Raw genomic sequence first — 17,527 nt, forward strand, 5'->3', positions numbered from 1 at the left:
AGATTCGTGTGAGCGCCGCAAAGCACGTACGTAGTTCGTCGGCATCACGGAATCGGACATCAGCGCTCGCGCATGATGCCGCAAAAGGTCGTGATTATGCCAATGAAGCGAACGCGCCGATCTGGCCGTGGTGATGGCTCCAGCAACGCAGGCGCGATATGTGCCCCGTTCCCAGTGCTGCCGATCAGTCCCAATACACTGTTGGCCACCACACGGAGACGCTATCGAGCAGTGACCAGGGCACAACGCATCGATCAAGGCTGGTATCGAACTGTCTCGTAGATTTTCGCCATACCCTGCTTCGCAGGATTTTCGTTGGCCGCCAGACCCGACGAGAAAATGACGCAGGTCCAACCGTCACCGCAAGGCTTGCTTGCGATCAGGTCAAGCCGATGTGCATACACCCGGTCGACCTTGAAAATCTTGTGCGTGTAGCGTGATGCAAGCGCAGGATACTTGCCGTTCAGCGTGACCGGCTCGTAATTCGCTCTCGTGTACTGAGCAGGCTTGTCATCGACTTGCAGGTTGTAGAGATAGGCTGCCGTACCTTTTTAGCGTCGGCGCGACCTTGGTGCGCACCACCTGAACCGCAACGCCCAGCGTCAGCATCTCGAACGCCGCTTTGTCGGCTTCGATATCGACTCCCTGCCCATCCGCAGGCTCGCTTCGGCACATGACCAGTACATGGTGAGCCCAACCGGTCAAGCAGCTCTGCTCTGATACTCGCCAAAACACTTGTCGCAAACAGCAACGAGCCCATCGAAGACGGCCGCATGCTGATCCTCGAAATCCGATCCAAACGGCGCATCACCAGGCTCCGGCAAACCGAACTGTTTCGCGACATCGGTCGAAACAAAGTATGAAATGTCGGCGAGTCCGTCTCCCAGCCAGTCGATGTCGTAACGGAGAATCTTCAAGCGCCTCGCGTCCGTTTTCATGTCGGCGGCAATATCGCTTGAAACATGTATCACCCCGGTTGCGCCATGCGATTTACACAGTATCCGGCCCATGTCTCATCCTATTGTCGTTTCCCATTCGCAACTAGAGCGAATCGATGACGTTCCTGATCCACGTCTTGACATCACCCCAGGTGATTTTCTTTTGCCTCGTAATTTTTCGCATAAAAATTATCGACCACGCGACGGCGAGACCCGCGGCGACACATAGGCTTAAAAATGAAAATTCACTCATTGGAATGAAAGCGTTCCAATTTCTTCGCAATGTATGCATGCGACTATTTTTTCGACTCACTGCGGATCGAGATCCGCGACGACGGCGTAGTCGGCAACAAGGCCGTCTATCCAGACCGACGGGCAGGAGCTTATCCGATCTTTTGTGTGAGGCATAAACCGAGAGCCAAGGAATCACTTTTATGCCACGCAAACGCAAGGAGGAAGTGACGATTGAACCGGGCACGACGGCTTGAACCTTGACCCGGCACTGATCAAGCAACTGGTGCCCGGGACGCTGAACCGGTCGACGATCAACGAACGGCTTGCAGCAGGCCAGACAATCCGCGTCCAGGCGTCCAACTCCGTGCAATCCACTTTCATCATCAATTTGCTGACCCTGAAATCGGAGTGAATTTCGAGTGATTTCGCCCGTCACTCGCGATACCCGCGCAACAACTTCTTGCGCGACTCCCCACGCCTTGTACGACGCCCCCCCCACACGCCAATCACGCGGCCGGCCGCCCCCGCCCTGCTGAAATCGATTTCAATCAGGGCCAATTCGACTTCCGGCGCGGCGCGGTTGCGAGTAGTGTCTACATGCCCGTATTCCGGCCGCCCCCGGGTTCGACCGATACCCGGCGCTCACCACACGACATTGACCTCTGGAGATCTGCGATGAAACGTTCGAAGTTCCTGCTGTCGGGCCTGCTGCTCGCGTCGGCCCTCGGCTTCACGGCCGTCGCCGCGCACGCCGAAGACCTGCTCGACTCGGTCAAGAAAGCCGGCGTGCTGCGCGTCGGCCTCGAGGGCACGTATCCGCCGTTCAACTCGCGCGGCACGTCCGGCCAGCTCGAGGGTTTCGACGTCGACGTCGCGAACGCGGTCGCCGGCAAGCTCGGCGTGAAGACGCAGTTCATCCCGACCGAATGGAGCGGCATCATCGCCGGCCTGCAGGCCGGCAAGTTCGACGTGATCGTCAACCAGGTCACGATCACGCCGCAGCGCAAGGAAGCGCTCGACTTCAGCGAGCCGTACACGTACTCGGCCGCCCAGCTGATCCAGCGCAAGGACGACACGCGCAACTTCAAGTCGCTCGACGATTTCAAGGGCAAGAAGCTCGGCGTGACGCTCGGCACCAACTACGACCAGATGGCGCGCACCGTGCCGGGCATCGAGGTGCAGACGTATCCGGGCGCGCCGGAGAAACTGCGCGACCTCGCCGCCGGCCGGATCGAGGCGACGCTCGACGACCGCCTGATGCTGCCGTACATGATCAAGACGTCGAACCTGCCGCTGCGCGCGGGCGCAGTGCTGAACGGCGGCAAGCAGGAAATGGCGATCCCGTTCCGCAAGGGCAACCCGAAGTTCGAGAAGGCGATCAACGACGCGCTCGACTCGCTGCACAAGGACGGCACGCTGAAGAAGATCTCGATGCACTGGTTCGGCAGCGATGTGACCGTGCCGGTCGCGCAATAAACGGCACAGCCTCGACGCGTCACGCGCTTCGTGTCGACGAACGCGTGACGCTTTTTCTCAAGCCGCTTCGTCGAAGCGTGCCAGCAGCATCTGGCCGACCGGTGTCAGCGCCGGGCGCGCGGCCACGGCGTTCATGCGCATCTGCGTATCGTCGACCAGCCGCTTCTCGACCAGCACGGCAAAAGCCGGATTCGACGGATCGACGCTGTCCGGCGCACGTGCAACGCGCAACAGCATCGAGAATTCATGCGGGCTCAGCATGGTCCCTGTCTCCTGATCGTCCGCGATCCGGTTCGAACCGGCGTCGATCGTATTTTCGAATGTAATGGCGCGTGGCATGACTGCCGCGCCGCCGGGAGCGAGATCCCGGCAGGCCTGCCTGCGACGCGGGCACGTCGTCGCGACGGGAACGTGCAACGTTATGGGCGCACCATGACGCGGCCATGACAGAAAAACAGGGCGCAAGACAGCGCGCGTTATGCCGCTTCGATTCGATGCCGATCCAATTGACGAAGACGGATCGCATGCTCGGCCGGCGGTTACCTGCTCGCCGGTTGTTTCGCGCCCTTCATCGCGGGTCGGCCGAATACGGGAACCCGCCGCTTGCCGATCCGCTCGCATGGCGCATGCAGCGCACGACCACGTTCACCGCGCGCCCGAGCGTCATCCCGACGAGCACGCCCCATACCGCGAACGACAGCATCACGAAGCCGCTCGTCGCCGCCCACGCCGCGTGCACGGCGACCGCGTAATGGATGCCGGTCTCGGCGACGAACGTCAGCATCAGCGTGACGAGCAGGCTGGCGTCGCCGGGCAAGCGCACGCGCAGGCCCGACGACGCAGGACGATACTCGAGCCGCCACCGGCTCGCGTGCAGCCAGCCCAGCGCTGCGCCGCCCAGGACGGCCGCCAGCGCAATCGCGTTCGCGTCGATGCCGGCATGCGGAAAAAGCCCGTTCAGGCTGACGATGCCGAGCATCCCGAATGCCACCGGCGAGATCAGCGGTCGGGCCGCCGGCACCTCGCGCGGGAAACAGCGCTTGATGCCGATGTAGAGCAGCACGCAGAACATTACGTACACGTAAGGCTTCAGGTGAAGGAGCGCGGACATGGTCGAAGTCGCCTGGTCGGAGTGGACACGGCAACACCGTACTGCGCCGCTCAGGCAGACGGCACGGCTTGCGACGGGCGGCCGGAAATTGCGGACGAGTTGCGCGTCGCGGCGATGATCGTCCGGCGAATCGGAACGAATGACGCGCCACCGAATCCGGCCGCCGGCGACGTCCGAGCTGAATGGTCCACGCTCCCCCGCCGGCCGGCGCTTCGTGCTCGACGCGCAACCGGCAACACCCCATGTCCTTCCGCAGCACCTTCCACTACACTCGTGGCGGAAACCGGCCAACCGTCGGCAGCCGACGCGCTTCGTCGAAGCCGCGCGCCGTTCGTCGCAACGGGCGCGTTATCGACCGGTCCGGCAGTAAGGTCAGGCCATCGGCGCATCGCGCGCCCACCTTCACCCGACACCATGCGAGCCACGTCCGACCCGTCGCCGATTCCGCAGCCACCCGCCGGCGCCCCGCCGCGGCTGCTGCGCGATCCGGCCGCGCTGCTTGCGTTCGCGTGCTTCAACTCGGTCGTCGGCCTCGGGTTCTGGGCGATCCATTTCAACGAACCGCTGTTGCCCTACCTCGTCGTCGCCAACACGATCGGTTTCTGCGCGCTGCTGTTCAGCCACGCCGCCGACCGCCTGCTGCCGCGCAAGCCGGGGCTCGCGCTGAAGACCGTCGTGATTGCACCGGCCAGCGTGCTCGTCGGTTTCGAGATATCGGCAGCGATCGTCCGCGGGAACGTGCCGCACGTGTTCGGGCGCGCCCGCGTCGGAACATGGGACAACTATGGGCCGTCGTTGCTCATCTCGGCGATCCTGTTCGTGTGCGTATCGTTGTTCCTGCAATCGATGCGCATGCGTGCAACGCTCGAGACCGAGCGCCGCGAAGCCGCCGAAGCACGCCAGGCCGAGACCGCCGCGCGTCTGGCACTGTTGCAGGCGCAGATCGAGCCGCACTTCCTGTTCAATACGCTCGCGAACGTGCAGAGCCTGATCGAGCGCGACCCGGCCCGCGCATCGACGATGCTCGACAGCCTGAACCGCTACCTGCGCGCGAGCCTGCGACGCACGCGCGATGCGACGTCGACGCTCGGCGAGGAACTCGAACTCGTTGAAGCGCTGCTGAAGATCGCATCGATCCGGCTCGGCGAGCGGCTTTCTTATACGATCGACGTGCCGGCGGACCTGCACGCGCTGCCGTTCTCGCCGCTGCTGCTGCAACCGCTCGTCGAGAATGCACTGCTGCACGGGATCGAACCTTCCATCGACGGCGGCGTGATCGTGATTCGCGGCAGGATGCGTGGCGACAAACTCGAACTCAACGTGATCGATACGGGCGTCGGCCTCGGTAAAAGCGACACGCGCCTGCATGGCGGCGTCGGGCTCGCCAACGTCGCGGCGCGCATCCGGACACTGCACGGCGAGCGCGGCCGCGTCTGCGTCGAAACGAACGCCACCGCCGCGTATGGCGTCACCGCTACCCTGCTGATTCCGATCGACTGACATGCCGACCGCCCTCATCGCCGACGACGAACCGAACCTGTCCGCCTCGCTCGCGCAGCGGTTGGGGCAACTCTGGCCCGAACTGGAAATCGTCGCGATGCCGCGCAACGGCATCGAAACGCTGGCCGCGCTGAACGCGTCGCCACGCCCGGACATCGCGTTTCTCGACATCAGGATGCCCGGCATCGACGGGTTGAAGCTGGCCGCGCTGGTGCCGGACGTGCATGTCGTGTTCGTCACGGCCTACGACGAATATGCGGTCGATGCATTCGATCGCGCGGCCGTCGACTACCTGTTGAAGCCGGTGACGGACGAGCGGCTGCTGCGGTGTATCGCGAAGCTTCAGCGCGGCGGGCCGGCGCTTGCGCAGGCCGATGCGCTCGCGCAGGCGGCACAAGCGAGAGAAGCGGTGCCGATCCGCTGGCTGACGGTAGGCGTGAAGGATGCGACGCGGCTCGTTTCGGTCGACGATGTGCTGTATTTCCAGGCGTCGGAGAAATACACGGAAGTCGTCACGGCCGGCGAACGGCTCGTGATTCGCACGCCGCTGAAAGAGCTGATGCAGCGGCTCGATCCGGAACGGTTCGCGCAGGTGCATCGCGGCGTGATCGTTGCGTATGCAGCGATCGATCGTATCGAGCGCGACTTGCTGGGACGGTTGCGGATTCGCGTGCACGGGCAGCGGGAAATGCTGCCCGTCAGTCGTGCGTATGCGGGGTTGTTCAGGCAGATGTGAGGGGCATGCATGAAGATCGTGGATCTGTGCCCCAAGCACGGCATATCGGATGCGACGTTCTATAGCTGGCATAGCCGCTACGGCGGCATGGATGAGTCAGAAGCACGATCACACTCCGCGAATTACTCGCATCGATCATCAAGAGGGCACGCGCATTAGGTATTCGCGCAGAGGCTTAGTCAACTTTGAATCGCCGGCACAATCAATGGGGCGAATACCGTCGAATGCGGGGACATTGGAGTTTATCCACTTTTTTGGCAGATTCCGGACCGGCAACCCGGTAAATTGGGTAAGCAAGATCGAGTTGCTCATGAAGGTCTCTGGCCAGCTCCTGGACCTCCGGCAAATCCTTGTATTTCGAGAAGACGAGAAGAGATCGGAGAACCTCCTCCAGCCATCATCGCCAGCCTAGTACCCTTCGAGCATACTCGTGCGGTCACATTCATGGTGCAAGATTTTCGAGATCTTTTCGGGCATCCGGAAAGTGCTCTTTGGCCTGCTCAAGCGTAAGAAAATATGGCGCTCTCGCTTCCGCAACAATCTCTAGAAGTTGGCCACAATTCTTGCACCGGTACAACTCCGCATGCCTGGAAATATTTATACCCAGATACTCATAGTTGGAACTCGTTCCGCTAAAGCTTCGACACTTTTCACACGACATCAAAATCTCCTGATCGGGGTCCAGCTTCCAGCGTGGTTGCAGCGCCCGTAAGCGGCTGCGTCGCCACGCCTGATCTTATCGGCGAAAACACCGCGGGCATCGCGCCGACAGAAGCGACCGCGATCCTGGTCGTCGTGGACGGCAAGGCATTCGACAGGCCCGAGTACGGCAGTGAAGGGCGCGCGTATCTCGCCGGACTGGGTGAAGGCATCCAGGCTGCACTGGCCGGCCAGTAAAGTGAGCGCTGAAACGACGAAGGGCCGGGAGGAAAACCTCCCGGCCCTTCGTTCAATTTGGTGCGGCTGCAGGATCAACAATCCTTATCCAATATATTGATTCAAAAAGAAAATGGAATCGTAGATTGGAATCTGAACCCCCAAACATACCCCCAATCGGTTGAACCCATGCGAATGAGACCACCGAGCGAAAAATTGTGGCGTAAGTCGCCGATCGTCGGCCGCCCGAACAGAAAACTTCTGGAGATTTGGAGATATATGCTCAATTCACCCCGGAAGCCTTATTGGCCAAGGGTCCGACTATCTCCAAGCGTATCTCCAAAACACTCATTTACTTGGAGACAAAGTTGGAGATAGCTGGCAAATACGTCGCATGACGCCAGCCGTGTCGAGAAGCACCGTGCGGTCTGGAACGCTGCGCGCAAAGAAACTCCGTGCCGCAGCCCTCCCCGATGCAACGGCAAAGCTGGCATTGTGTTCAATGAAAAGTGACTTTGGACGGTCAAAAATTGCACCACGCCGCTCACTGCGAAGCCTCCCGGCAACTTTGACAGGGTAGTTACCCTTATTCGGTGCGTGCTACAGTCCTCGCAAAATTTCAACAGCGGACTCGGCATGAGTTCTGCGTTCATTCGGGAAGGCGATACGACGTCGCACGGTGGCCGGGTGCTCGCCTGCACATCTACCAACATCGTCTTCGGCAAGCCACTCGCGCTCGAAGGCAACATGGTGTCATGCCCCAAGTGCGGCGGCGTCTATCCGATCGTCGGCGTCCGAGTCCGCAGCATGACATTCGGGGGCCGGGCCGTAGCTACCGACGGCGACAAGACTGCATGCGGTGCAACGCTGATCGCATCACAAGGCATGGCAACGGTGGAACCGACCTCAGGGACAGGCGGCTCGGTGGGCGCTGGCAAAAGCGTTGTCACACAGACGACGCCCCAAGACGACGGCGCTTATCGCGGCCGCTTCCAGCTCGTCGACGACAAAACACGCGCACCGATCCCAAATCACCCTTACACGGTAACCTCGGCGGACGGCCAGACGATCGCCGCCCGCCGCGTACGTCATTCTGAACCGTGCACTGCGGCCGATCATCGCGGATAACGTTGATACCCTGCAAGACGGGACACGGGATAGCACTGCTCCCCTGCTAAATACGGTCGTAGCGACCGACGGTTGGCTGCGCCGGTTCAACGTACAAGACGATCAACTCAACGACTTCTGGATCGAGCTACACAAGACGCCGAAGGTGGGCGGCGAAACGGCGTGATGTTGAGACCCGAGAGCGGCTTGTGATCGACCATACGCAATGACCTACCGGTTTCCGCGAGCGTCACTTACCGATCGAATGCTGTCGGTCTGGCCCTCGTAGTTCGAGCGGCCTATAACGGCAAGGTACTGCCAGACCGCGCCGCGATCATTGGACTCATATTGGCCATTGCCCACGTGCAGCGATACGGAGTGACGCAGCGAGTGCAAGTCGTCACTTCTCACTCAACGAATAGTTCCAGCCTCCCTTACGCGGAGGTGTCTTTGCTCGCTCGCGTAGACTTCTTACGGAACGATTTGCGACGTTCGACAAGAGGAACGCAACTCGAAACATCGATCACGCAGAGTTCTGGCTGCGGGCCAACAGGTGATTTTCCCCGGACGCTTGCGGCCAAAGCACGCAGTCGCTCCACTACCGCCCCAAAGTTCAGGAAAGTGCCATCGGGAAGCTCCCATCCCTTTGGACGCGATTTCTGGTGCACCAGGAGAAGGATGCCTTCTCGACCGTCTTGTCCGCGCAAATACTGTCCGCATAGCTGCGTAATCAGCGCGTCCTCAAGCTGCTGCATCGTCCAGCTTTCCGCAACCTTGATTTCAGTCGCCACATTCGCGTCGCTGGCCTTCGCCCGGAATCGCAAATCTGGCTCCTTCTCATCGGCAACCCGCACTTCGCGTTCAATCGAATAGGATGTCCCCTGCGCCTGTCGTAGTCGATCGGCCATCCAATTTTGTACAGCCGCTTCGTCAGGCAATGCGCGCAAGGTGGTGCCTTGCTGGAAATCGCCGTGAACTAGGTCGTGTTGCAGATCCTCCAGACGCTGCAGAGCCACAACTTGCAGTTCGCGTCCGGTCACTGGCTGCCGCTCATATTGCTGCTCAAAGTGGAATGGGTCATCGGCGCGCCAGATTATGTCATCCGCATCTTTGGCCGCTCGCTCCTTTGCGAGCGCGAGCAGGCGCGATCGCGTTACCGGAAAATCGGGTGCCTCCATCAGACGCAGGATCGAGGAATACGTGGCATGCCCCGGCATGGTAACCAAAGCATTGAAAGCGGCGGAACGGGCCTCCTGCGCCTCGTCGCGCTCGTCTGGCGAATATGCGCCCTTGTTCGAGCGATCTCGGTCATCCTCCACTCGCACCGTGCTGTATGCGAGCAGGACCAGGCGTTCCAGCGTTGCTACGTCGAAATGCATTTGGGACGGGGCAGAGAGCGACCACCTAGAACCAAAAATCTGTGGCAGTACATGCTCGACGAGTGCCCTCTTCTCCACTTCGCCCAACATATCGAGCTTCGCCATCAGGCTATCCGTCGCACCTTGCGCATTGATCGCATATGCAACGCCTAGGTATTGCGCACTGACTTGTGGCTCTGCGGACGACAGGAATCTGCGCAGCACCAACTCATAGAGCGCCTGCGTCCAGTCGCCGGATAGGCCACGTTTCAAGATGAACAGCAACGGTCGCAGTGCTGCCCTGCCCAAGTCAGGGCGGGCGTTCAGTTCGCGCATCAAAGCCGGAGACATCAGACGCACAAGGCTTTCATCGCTGCGGCTAATCGCGTCCAGTATCGTGTAATACCCCTCCGGCGTAGACTCGTCCAGGTTGCTCGTTGCCTCTCGCACTAGCACTTCTTCGACCGCGGTGGGCCACGCCGATACCAGTGCTACGATCCAATCGGGAAACCCGTTGAGTTCCAACGTCGCATACTCAGTGGCGCGGATCGCCTCTTGTTTAGTCAGGTGCTGTGCCCAATCGGACTGCCCTGCTGCTTCAATCGAAATTCCCGTGAGGCCTAGGCAATCTATGGTGCTGACAAGATTGCGCTCGCTGGGCGAACGGGCACTGCGTGTTGTCGGCTTCCAGGCTCTCCAAATTTCCGGCAGGCCAGCTGCAAACTCCGTCGCCACCTCCAGACCGACTAGCTCGCGAATAGGCTCAACGCTATCGATCGCGTAACGAGAGTTACTAGGAGTGGCCTGGTTGAGCAACTGCCAAAGACCGTACATCCGGCCATCAACACTCGTTGTCGTAGTGGGGTTGAGCCGACGCAATTGCTCGGGATTTGCACGTAGATCCTCGATAAAGGCGATCCAAGACTGTTCCTGCTGGGACCGTTCGCTCTCGACTTCCCTCATGGTCTCTGCCAGCTCTTCTTCACTCTTGATCTCATCCGCTGACTTCACACGCGGCGTCATCCATTCAACATAGGCGGCCTGCATCTCCGCATTCGTCGCTGCAACGCCGGCAATTCTCGCCTTCAGCGCTTCTGACTCGCCCGATGTGAACCATAGATTAAGGGCAGAATTGATTGCCAATTGCCGCTCAGTCGCATGGGTCCGAGACGCACCATCTAACAAAAGCCAGTTGACGTCATCGAGTACTAGCCCCGAAGACCAACCGAGGTGCTCCATCTGGAAACGATGGAGCAATGGACGTCCCATTAGCGTGCGGTGGTTGCGCAGCTGTTCCGCTGCCCGCCAGAAGGCGGTACGACGACGCTCCGGCGTTCGGCGCAGCAAGACAACTGCATCAGATGCCCCCTTATTCCGCTGGCTTCTCACATTCAGACGCCGATCACCGATACGCAGCAATGCGTCGACAGCTGCGTTCGGCGCAAGGTGCGGAGGCGACATTTCCAGTAGCCGCTGTGCAGCCACGCCGAGCGCAGGAGCATATTGCTCATCTCGCGGCGACCTTGCGCCAATATTCGGTTGCGGATCTGCTTCCAGCTGTTCCAAGAGCCCTTCGATCAATCGGGTAAGGTCGGCTGCATTTGATAATCTCTCGACGAGTTCCGCACCGTGCCATGCGAAATTGAAGCCCCCTCCCTCTGCGTCGCCGAGTTGAACGACCGCAAGAATTCTCACCAAGTCATCGACGCTGATTAGTTCAGGAAACAGGTGTTCGACGGCTTCCCAAACGAGCGTTGACGACATTGATGCGCAATGCAACTTGATATGCTCTGCATACCGCCTTCGTGTGCCTCCATCGCAAGTTGCGAGCAACGCGCGGCCAGCGGTCATGGCTGTGTAGAGATCTCTGTATTGGCCGAATGACGCAGAGACCGCGATGTCGGCGCACTCTTCGATCTTGCCCAACCAAATCAACCGCAGCACGAAACGGCGAATTTCGACATGTTCCTTTTCTGCAGCCCAGATGTCACGCAGTGCCGCAGCAATGTCCGGCTGAGCGAACCGTGCGAGGCTACTGAGATCCAACAGTGGCACTTCTTCGTCTCGGCGCATCTGTTCCACGATCGCCGTCAGCAATGTCCGCCTGGTTTCAAATGAGAGATGTGCAGGATCTCCTGCGGTAATCAGCAGAAACGGAGCGCGACGCACAACCTCGGCAGCTACGCTTTCATCCCATAGGGCAAGCCAGGCTGCAACCTCGGACATTGACGGTCTGACCAGTTCAATCTCATAGGTCCGCGAAAACAGCAGGTCATGCAACCGGCGTTGCGGGAGATTGGCACGACGTAACCGCTGCAGCCAACGTGCTGTCAGATATGACCGCACTGCGCCTTCGTTGTCGTTATGCAATCTCGCGCGCCCAAAGGTCGCTGGATCGAACGCCGGCCGCGTAAGCAGCCTTATCTGGTCCTCCCGCGGCCAATCCGGTAGTACGTCATCGATCTTGGCTGCAGTTCCTTCGCTTCTAAGCCTGGTATCGTTATCCGGAATAGCGATGGTTGACTGCCGTCCAAACACCAGCGCTGCACCGATCCGCTCTAATCCTTGTTGGGCGCGGACGGAGTCGAGCCTATCGCGACGACCGCGCTCCGGGTCGGTTTCCTGTAATCGCTCGCGCAGCCCGACTTCGATCATCACGCTGAAACTACCGAGTCGCCCGTGGCTGTGCCAGTAGCGCACGATCCAGTCAAGATCGAGCGGGCGGCAGGCAAAGCCCCATAGGTTTCCTGCCTCAATAGCAGCCATCAGGCCATCGAGATCCCGAGCGCCTTTGGCAGCAGCATAGGTCCGCACCCGCTCTGAATTGAGCTGAGCCATCACCACGATCAAGGGTGTTTCCGCAGGCGCCGGCTCAGGGCGCTTTTCGTTACGCAGGACTTGACGCACCAACGTTTCAAGTGCGGGAAGCGGCTCGGAGGGGTTGTCGCGTGGAAGAGGCAGTTCCTCCCTTAATCGCTCGGCATCCCTCGCGAATTCCCAATCGGTGTGTCGGCCGGATAGGACGATGTGAGCGCGCCCCTCTCCGCCTGCAATTCCTTCTGCTATATGTCGCAGCGCTCGCTCCAGCCGGACATTATCGAGCTTTGCCTCGTCGATGGAGTCGATAAAAAACCATCCCGGTTCACTGCTGTCACGCCAGACGGCCAAGCGCTGCCGGTCAGCGGCCCGCAAGGCCTTGTCTAGCCCATGTCGCCCGACATCCTGAACAGTTGCATACACAGCAAACCGACCGGCAGTTGCCTGATGGCGGGCCTGCGCGGCCAATTCTTCGGTCTTGCCGCTACCCGCCTCAGCAAGAATCACAACCCGGCGTCTGGCGAGCAGCTCGGACCAGCCTAACAATCCATCCGAAAGGCCTGCAGCCGCTCGGAATCTTGAATACAGACTCCAGTCTGTACGTTCGTTCCACTCGTAAAACTGCCGATTCAGCGGGATTGTTGTCATTGGTAGCGTCGCGCTATAGGGTCTCAAAGCACTGTCGGAATGGTATATCTCGCAGACTCAAGTGCAAAACCGCTTCGATTGCCTCGGTTACCGAAAAGTGACTTTGAACGACGCGGCATTTACACCACGTCACGCACTCGCATGATCGTCTGGCGGCTTGTGCTGTAGCGCTTCGCGAGACTAGCCACGCTCGCCCCTTCGTTTAGTTGCTGCCGCACCTCGTTCTGCTGTTGCTTGGTCAGTGCAGACGGACGGCCCATCGCTTTCCCTTCCGCTCTTGCTCGTGCGATACCAGCCTGCGTCCGCTCGATCAACAAGTCGCGCTCAAACTCGGCAACAGCATTCAAGACCTGCATCGTCATCCGGCCAGCTGCACTGGTCAGATCGACACCGCCAAGGGCAAGGCAGTGAATTCGGATACCGCGAAAGGCCAAAGCTTCGACGGTTGCTCGCACGTCCATCGCGTTCCGACCGAGTCGGTCGAGCTTCGTAACAATCAGCACGTCCCCTTCTTCCATTTTGAGAAGCAGTTCCGCAAACCCCGGCCGCTGATCCGCGCTGACACTACCGGAAATGCTTTCCGTAATGACCCGACGCTTGTCGACGGAGAAACCGGCCGCTTCGATCTCTCGAAGTTGATTGGTTGTCGACTGGTCGGTCGTGCTGACACGGGCATATGCGAAGGTCCGGGACATGCTGCACTCTCAGTGTGTTCGAAAAGGATGTCCGAATCATACCCTATGTCCGTAAATATGAAACCCTTATTTTCGTACAGTCCTGAGCACACATGTCCGTAAGGGATCGCTTTCGGACACGCTACCCGATCGGATTGGATACGGAGATTCGCCCGATGTGAATGGCATAAGCCCATCCGATGCGCTGTGCGCTCCAACACAACGCCGGTGGGAGGCTGACGCGCATCGTTTGCTCATGGCATGAAGCCATGAACGGCGTCGGCACCGAACCACGACTGCAAGGTCTGAATCGACTCCGGCGAAAGCTTCTGTGTAAATAGCAATGCCAGACGTGTCGTCGGCCGCGAGCACGACACGTAGAAAAGATTGCGATTGCGTTCGTAGGCGACCCGTTTGTCGAGCGGGATATTGCCTGATCCAGCCCATTGAAGGTACTGATCAAAGTTGTACTTGTTCCAGCCACGGCCGAGTACGACAAGTACATTCTCGAACTGATCGCCCTTGACGCTATGCTTTGTGGCGAACGGTGTATGGCCATCAATGAACTGGTCGAGCGCAATTACCTCCCGATACTGCACATTTCTAAGGTTTCTTGTAACGACCACGCGTTCAGGCAAATCCTCTTGGGCAGTCGGCTCGAAGTGATCCGCTTCATGCTCGCGGCGGCCGATCGCCTCTGGCAATCTAATATAGCCGTGCGCGGTGATATGCGCGACCACCTCTCCGATCGTTCCAGATTGGCGCAATGCCAAGAGTTCACCCATCGCCGTCGACCACCGTAACTTGTCGGCATGAGTGGTGAACTGAGGCACCGTGTCGCCCAGAATATCGAACATCTCCCCATAGCGACGGCGTTGAAAAGCATCGCAGGCAGGCTCAAGTCGATCAGCAAAAAACGCGATGTAGTCGTCTTCCTTCTTGATGAATTGATCGGTGTATGCGAACACCTTCGCAAGTGCGGCGTAGCCTTGTTCGGCAGCGAGAACGTTGTGTGTCAGCATCAAGACTTTCGTTTTGTCTGGTGCGAAGTCCCATCCGTCGCCCTTCAGCTTTGCGATGCATGCCTCAAGAAACTGATGTGCGATCTCCGCCGGCAAATCGTCCTTCCAGTGGCCGCCGCCGGCTCCGGTCCGTCGATCGCCGACCCACGCGTTGGTGTGATAGACCACCGCCGAGCCCAGAAAACGCTCGTCCTTCACAGCCTGCGGTAGTTCATACCGAATTTTGTTGAGTACGTTGACGATCGAGGTTGCGGATCGGAAGTTTGCCTTCTTGCCAATCTCCGTCAGCACCTCGTGCTCAACATGGCCGCAGGTATCCTCGTAAATACGTTGCCAGTGATCTCCAAACAGCCCAATCTGAGGCCCGCCGACCCGCCCCAGCAGGTTGGCCTGAATAGCCTGCATGATCTCAGTGTTGGTGTCTTGATACTCGTCGACGAGGATGAACGGGTAACGATCGGCCAGAATGGTTTGAAACTTTGATAGTGGCAACAATGCCGCTGTCAAGGCCAACACATCGTCGTGATGGAGCGACACGAGCGTGTCGGTGAGGCGCCGGTATCCGAGATCATAATCGACGGTTTGATTTGTTAGCGCGGGACCGTTGGCTACACGTTCTTGCCATGTGGGGAGCGCGGGCAAACGCTCCCGTAGCGCAGCCTGAAACCCCTTAATCAGCGACCAACAGAATGCATGGATCGTATCGGTAAATACTAGCGGGTTCCCGTCGATCCGCCCGTTGATGACCGCTGTAGCGGCGTTCGTATAAGTTATGCACGCGATGCGCTGGCTTCGTCGGCGTAATCTATCGCCTTCGGTGGCAATCAGGCGTCGCAGGGTTTCAACCAGGGAGTAGGTCTTTCCTGCCCCTGCGCCGGCTTCAAGCAGAAAGCTCGCGCCGTCCTTCAAGCATTCTGCGACTTGATCGTCTGCGGCCTGTGCCGCCACGAGGGCTGGGCTTGGTTGCAGGTCTGCACTCATACGACGACTCCTATCGCCAGTGTCGCGGCGTCCGCCTGCGGTGGACTGTTCTCGGCAAGCCAATTGAGCCCTTCGGCTATGTAGCGTGGGATCTGCCATACGTCCGTCGACAGCGCGTAAGTCAGGGCAAATTCGGACTTCTTTACCTCTTTCGCTGCCTCCCAAGCCTGTGTCTCGCGTTCCGAGGCTCCCGGCCCTGCAAATGTGAAAAGCTTCGGATTTGCCAACATGAAGGCATCTTCGAAACTACGGCCGCAAGGACCATGCTCTTGCTCTGGCAATTGGAACGTGATTCGCCGGCTGGCATGCGTTTTGGAGGCTGCATCGGCCGCTATGAGCTCTGCCGGAGAGATATCATTCTTAAACCATGCCTTGATACATGCATTGCTGGTGCGTGTACCTTGACGCACTTCGCACGACACATATTTTCCTTTCCCATTTGACTTTACTGTGTCGATATCGGTTACGACGAGCGTGCGAATTTCAAGAAAGATCAAGAGGTCGAAGAAGATATGTGCGTAAGCTCCCCCAACTTCAATCACGGAAATATATTGGCTGCCAATTTTCTGGGTCGCTGCTCGCCCCTCGTCCAACATCTTGATCATGCGGGGTAGTAAGAGCCGTTCCGTCGTTCCCTCGATCAAAACGGCCTTATCCGCGAAGAACAAGTCGCACCTCGTTAAGGTCATGTATTGGTGCAAGAAGGTTCTGTCGGGTTCGCCCTTTCCTTCCAGCCCTTTGCGCAAGTCTTTTACGTTGGTTCTCCTCGTTCCGCTTTTCGCATCATGAGCAGCGAGGAAATACCGTATCGCCTCGAAATGCGCCTCATTGGCGACATGCGAGGAATGAGTCGAGACGACAAACTGCACGGGCCACGGCGCTCCCATCTCCTTGCTGAACAGCGCCGCAATCTCTCCAAGCTTCCGAATGAACACTTCCTGCATCTGTGGGTGAAGGTGAACCTCCGGTTCTTCGACAAAAACGATGTGTACATTCGGTCGCGGCTCCATAGCCGAATAGAGCTTGAAGAACTCGCGCAGCTGAAGCAGGATCAAAATGATGTTGCGCGTTCCCAAGCCGTTATAAGCCTCTGGCAAGTGAACTCCGTTTATGCCGCTGTAGCGCACGCGAGTGTGATTCGTGAGAAGTCGGGAAACATCAAGGGTGGTCTCGGTATGCAGCTTCTGGTCTGAGAGGCTTGGGTAACCAAACAACGAGAGCGCTGGCAGTAACGCGTCGAGTTTCAAATTGAAATCCGCGCCGATCTTTTCCTGAATCTCGCTGACCGCCTGTTCGAGTTGCTCGGCGGTACCATGGTCCTCCGCATCTTTTGCATTCGTCTTGGCGGTTGCGAAGAGATTTTCGAGCACCTTGCCTATGACAACGCGATCTTTCTGACTGATATCATCGAGGCCACGCTGCGCGTTGATGAATCCACTAGCACACAGTGCTTTCACAGCAGAACCATCAACAATCTTTTCATTCGTTGCGTCGTGGGGATCAACCGCAACGAAGACCGTGGCGAACAAGCGTGGAACTCGATCACGCAGCGCCTTAAACAGAGCGACCCTCGCATGTTCTATCTGCTCCGGTTCGGCCGCAGCGTCAGGAGCGGTCAGATCTGAAAACAACTCTTTGACCTTGCCATCGCGGAGCGTATAGCGCGCGACGACGAGCGCTTCGGTGCAAGCTGGATCTAGGTCAATCACGAACTCACTAAGGGGTCCCAGCGGCTCGCCAATTTCGTAGCTGAAAGTTAGCTGAATTTCGATGCTGGGTAGTGCCTTACGCACCTCGGATTCCTCGGGATTCTGTGCCGCCGCCACAAGAGCGCCCCAGAACATTTCATGGGTACCAAACGAAAAATCTTCCAGCTGAAACGAGGGGCTACTATCCGCCAACAGTCGCTTCATCACTTCGGTCAAAGAAGTCTTGCCGCTGTTATTTCGCCCGACGATTACGGTCGTTTGCTTCTCCAACATCAGATTTACGTCATGTAACAGTCGAAAATTCTTGACTGAGATGTTCTTCAACTGCATTTGGCACCTC

At 58.7% G+C, this 17,527-nt stretch carries 12 protein-coding genes and 4 pseudogenes; 8 read left to right on the plus strand and 8 right to left on the minus strand.

The genetic code is table 11. The features are described 5' to 3' along the window. Positions 1-701: 701 nt before the first annotated feature. On the minus strand, positions 702-1,010 hold the full coding sequence (locus DPV79_RS27555) for a hypothetical protein (protein ID WP_113046979.1): 309 nt from the start codon (positions 1,008-1,010) through the stop codon (positions 702-704). 362 nt (positions 1,011-1,372) lie between these two features. On the opposite strand from DPV79_RS27555, the pseudogene DPV79_RS27560 reads away from it, so the two are divergent. Then, positions 1,373-1,503 (plus strand): annotated as a pseudogene (locus DPV79_RS27560) (IS256 family transposase); the annotation flags it as partial. Positions 1,504-1,536: 33 nt separating this feature from the next. On the opposite strand, the pseudogene DPV79_RS44000 reads toward DPV79_RS27560, so the two are convergent. Beyond that, a pseudogene (locus DPV79_RS44000) lies at positions 1,537-1,662 on the minus strand (RHS repeat-associated core domain-containing protein); the annotation flags it as partial. 185 nt (positions 1,663-1,847) lie between these two features. Between DPV79_RS44000 and DPV79_RS27565 the strand changes: the two are divergent. Continuing rightward, positions 1,848-2,648 carry a transporter substrate-binding domain-containing protein gene (locus DPV79_RS27565; protein ID WP_059486527.1) on the plus strand — a complete coding sequence of 267 codons (801 nt, stop codon included), beginning with the start codon at positions 1,848-1,850 and terminating at the stop codon, positions 2,646-2,648. Between the two features lie 57 nt (positions 2,649-2,705). Here DPV79_RS27565 and DPV79_RS27570 read toward each other — a convergent pair whose 3' ends face one another. Both DPV79_RS27570 and DPV79_RS27575 read right to left on the minus strand, forming a co-directional pair. Next, on the minus strand, positions 2,706-2,909 hold the full coding sequence (locus tag DPV79_RS27570; protein ID WP_027788527.1) for a hypothetical protein: 204 nt from the start codon (positions 2,907-2,909) through the stop codon (positions 2,706-2,708). Positions 2,910-3,216: 307 nt separating this feature from the next. After that, the gene (locus DPV79_RS27575; protein ID WP_113046980.1) at positions 3,217-3,759 is read right to left on the minus strand and encodes a hypothetical protein; all 543 of its coding nucleotides are present in this window, start codon (positions 3,757-3,759) and stop codon (positions 3,217-3,219) included. Positions 3,760-4,173: 414 nt separating this feature from the next. Between DPV79_RS27575 and DPV79_RS27580 the strand changes: the two genes are divergently transcribed. The 6 genes and pseudogenes from DPV79_RS27580 to DPV79_RS27610 all read left to right on the plus strand — a co-directional run. After that, a complete protein-coding gene (locus DPV79_RS27580) occupies positions 4,174-5,259 on the plus strand; it encodes a sensor histidine kinase (RefSeq protein ID WP_244321822.1) in 1,086 nt (361 codons plus the stop codon). Between the two features lies 1 nt (position 5,260). Further along, positions 5,261-5,995: a LytR/AlgR family response regulator transcription factor gene (locus DPV79_RS27585; protein WP_060217503.1), complete on the plus strand. Its 735-nt coding sequence runs from the start codon at positions 5,261-5,263 to the stop codon at positions 5,993-5,995. A gap of 21 nt (positions 5,996-6,016) precedes the next feature. Continuing rightward, a pseudogene (locus DPV79_RS43890) lies at positions 6,017-6,103 on the plus strand (transposase); the annotation flags it as partial. Between the two features lie 585 nt (positions 6,104-6,688). Further along, positions 6,689-6,892, plus strand: a complete 204-nt coding sequence (locus DPV79_RS27600) for a hypothetical protein (protein ID WP_113046982.1) — start codon at positions 6,689-6,691, stop codon at positions 6,890-6,892. Between the two features lie 615 nt (positions 6,893-7,507). After that, on the plus strand, positions 7,508-7,999 hold the full coding sequence (locus tag DPV79_RS27605; RefSeq protein WP_113046983.1) for a PAAR domain-containing protein: 492 nt from the start codon (positions 7,508-7,510) through the stop codon (positions 7,997-7,999). Beyond that, positions 7,941-8,165: pseudogene (locus DPV79_RS27610) on the plus strand (type VI immunity family protein); the annotation flags it as partial. The gene DPV79_RS27605 and the pseudogene DPV79_RS27610, both read left to right, overlap by 59 nt. Positions 8,166-8,412: 247 nt before the next feature. On the opposite strand, the gene DPV79_RS27615 reads toward DPV79_RS27610, so the two are convergent. The 4 genes from DPV79_RS27615 to DPV79_RS27630 form a co-directional block, all read right to left on the minus strand. Then, a complete protein-coding gene (locus tag DPV79_RS27615) occupies positions 8,413-12,801 on the minus strand; it encodes a hypothetical protein (RefSeq protein ID WP_113046984.1) in 4,389 nt (1,462 codons plus the stop codon). A 119-nt stretch (positions 12,802-12,920) separates the two neighbouring features. Next, positions 12,921-13,496 carry a recombinase family protein gene (locus DPV79_RS27620; RefSeq protein WP_113046985.1) on the minus strand — a complete coding sequence of 192 codons (576 nt, stop codon included), beginning with the start codon at positions 13,494-13,496 and terminating at the stop codon, positions 12,921-12,923. Between the two features lie 233 nt (positions 13,497-13,729). Next, on the minus strand, positions 13,730-15,478 hold the full coding sequence (locus DPV79_RS27625; protein ID WP_113046986.1) for a UvrD-helicase domain-containing protein: 1,749 nt from the start codon (positions 15,476-15,478) through the stop codon (positions 13,730-13,732). Next, on the minus strand, positions 15,475-17,517 hold the full coding sequence (locus tag DPV79_RS27630) for an ATP-dependent nuclease (RefSeq protein WP_113046987.1): 2,043 nt from the start codon (positions 17,515-17,517) through the stop codon (positions 15,475-15,477). Before DPV79_RS27630 ends, DPV79_RS27625 begins: the two co-directional genes overlap by 4 nt. Positions 17,518-17,527: the final 10 nt, after the last annotated feature.

The sequence above is a fragment of the Burkholderia reimsis genome (genome assembly GCF_003294055.1).
Taxonomy (GTDB): domain Bacteria; phylum Pseudomonadota; class Gammaproteobacteria; order Burkholderiales; family Burkholderiaceae; genus Burkholderia; species Burkholderia cepacia.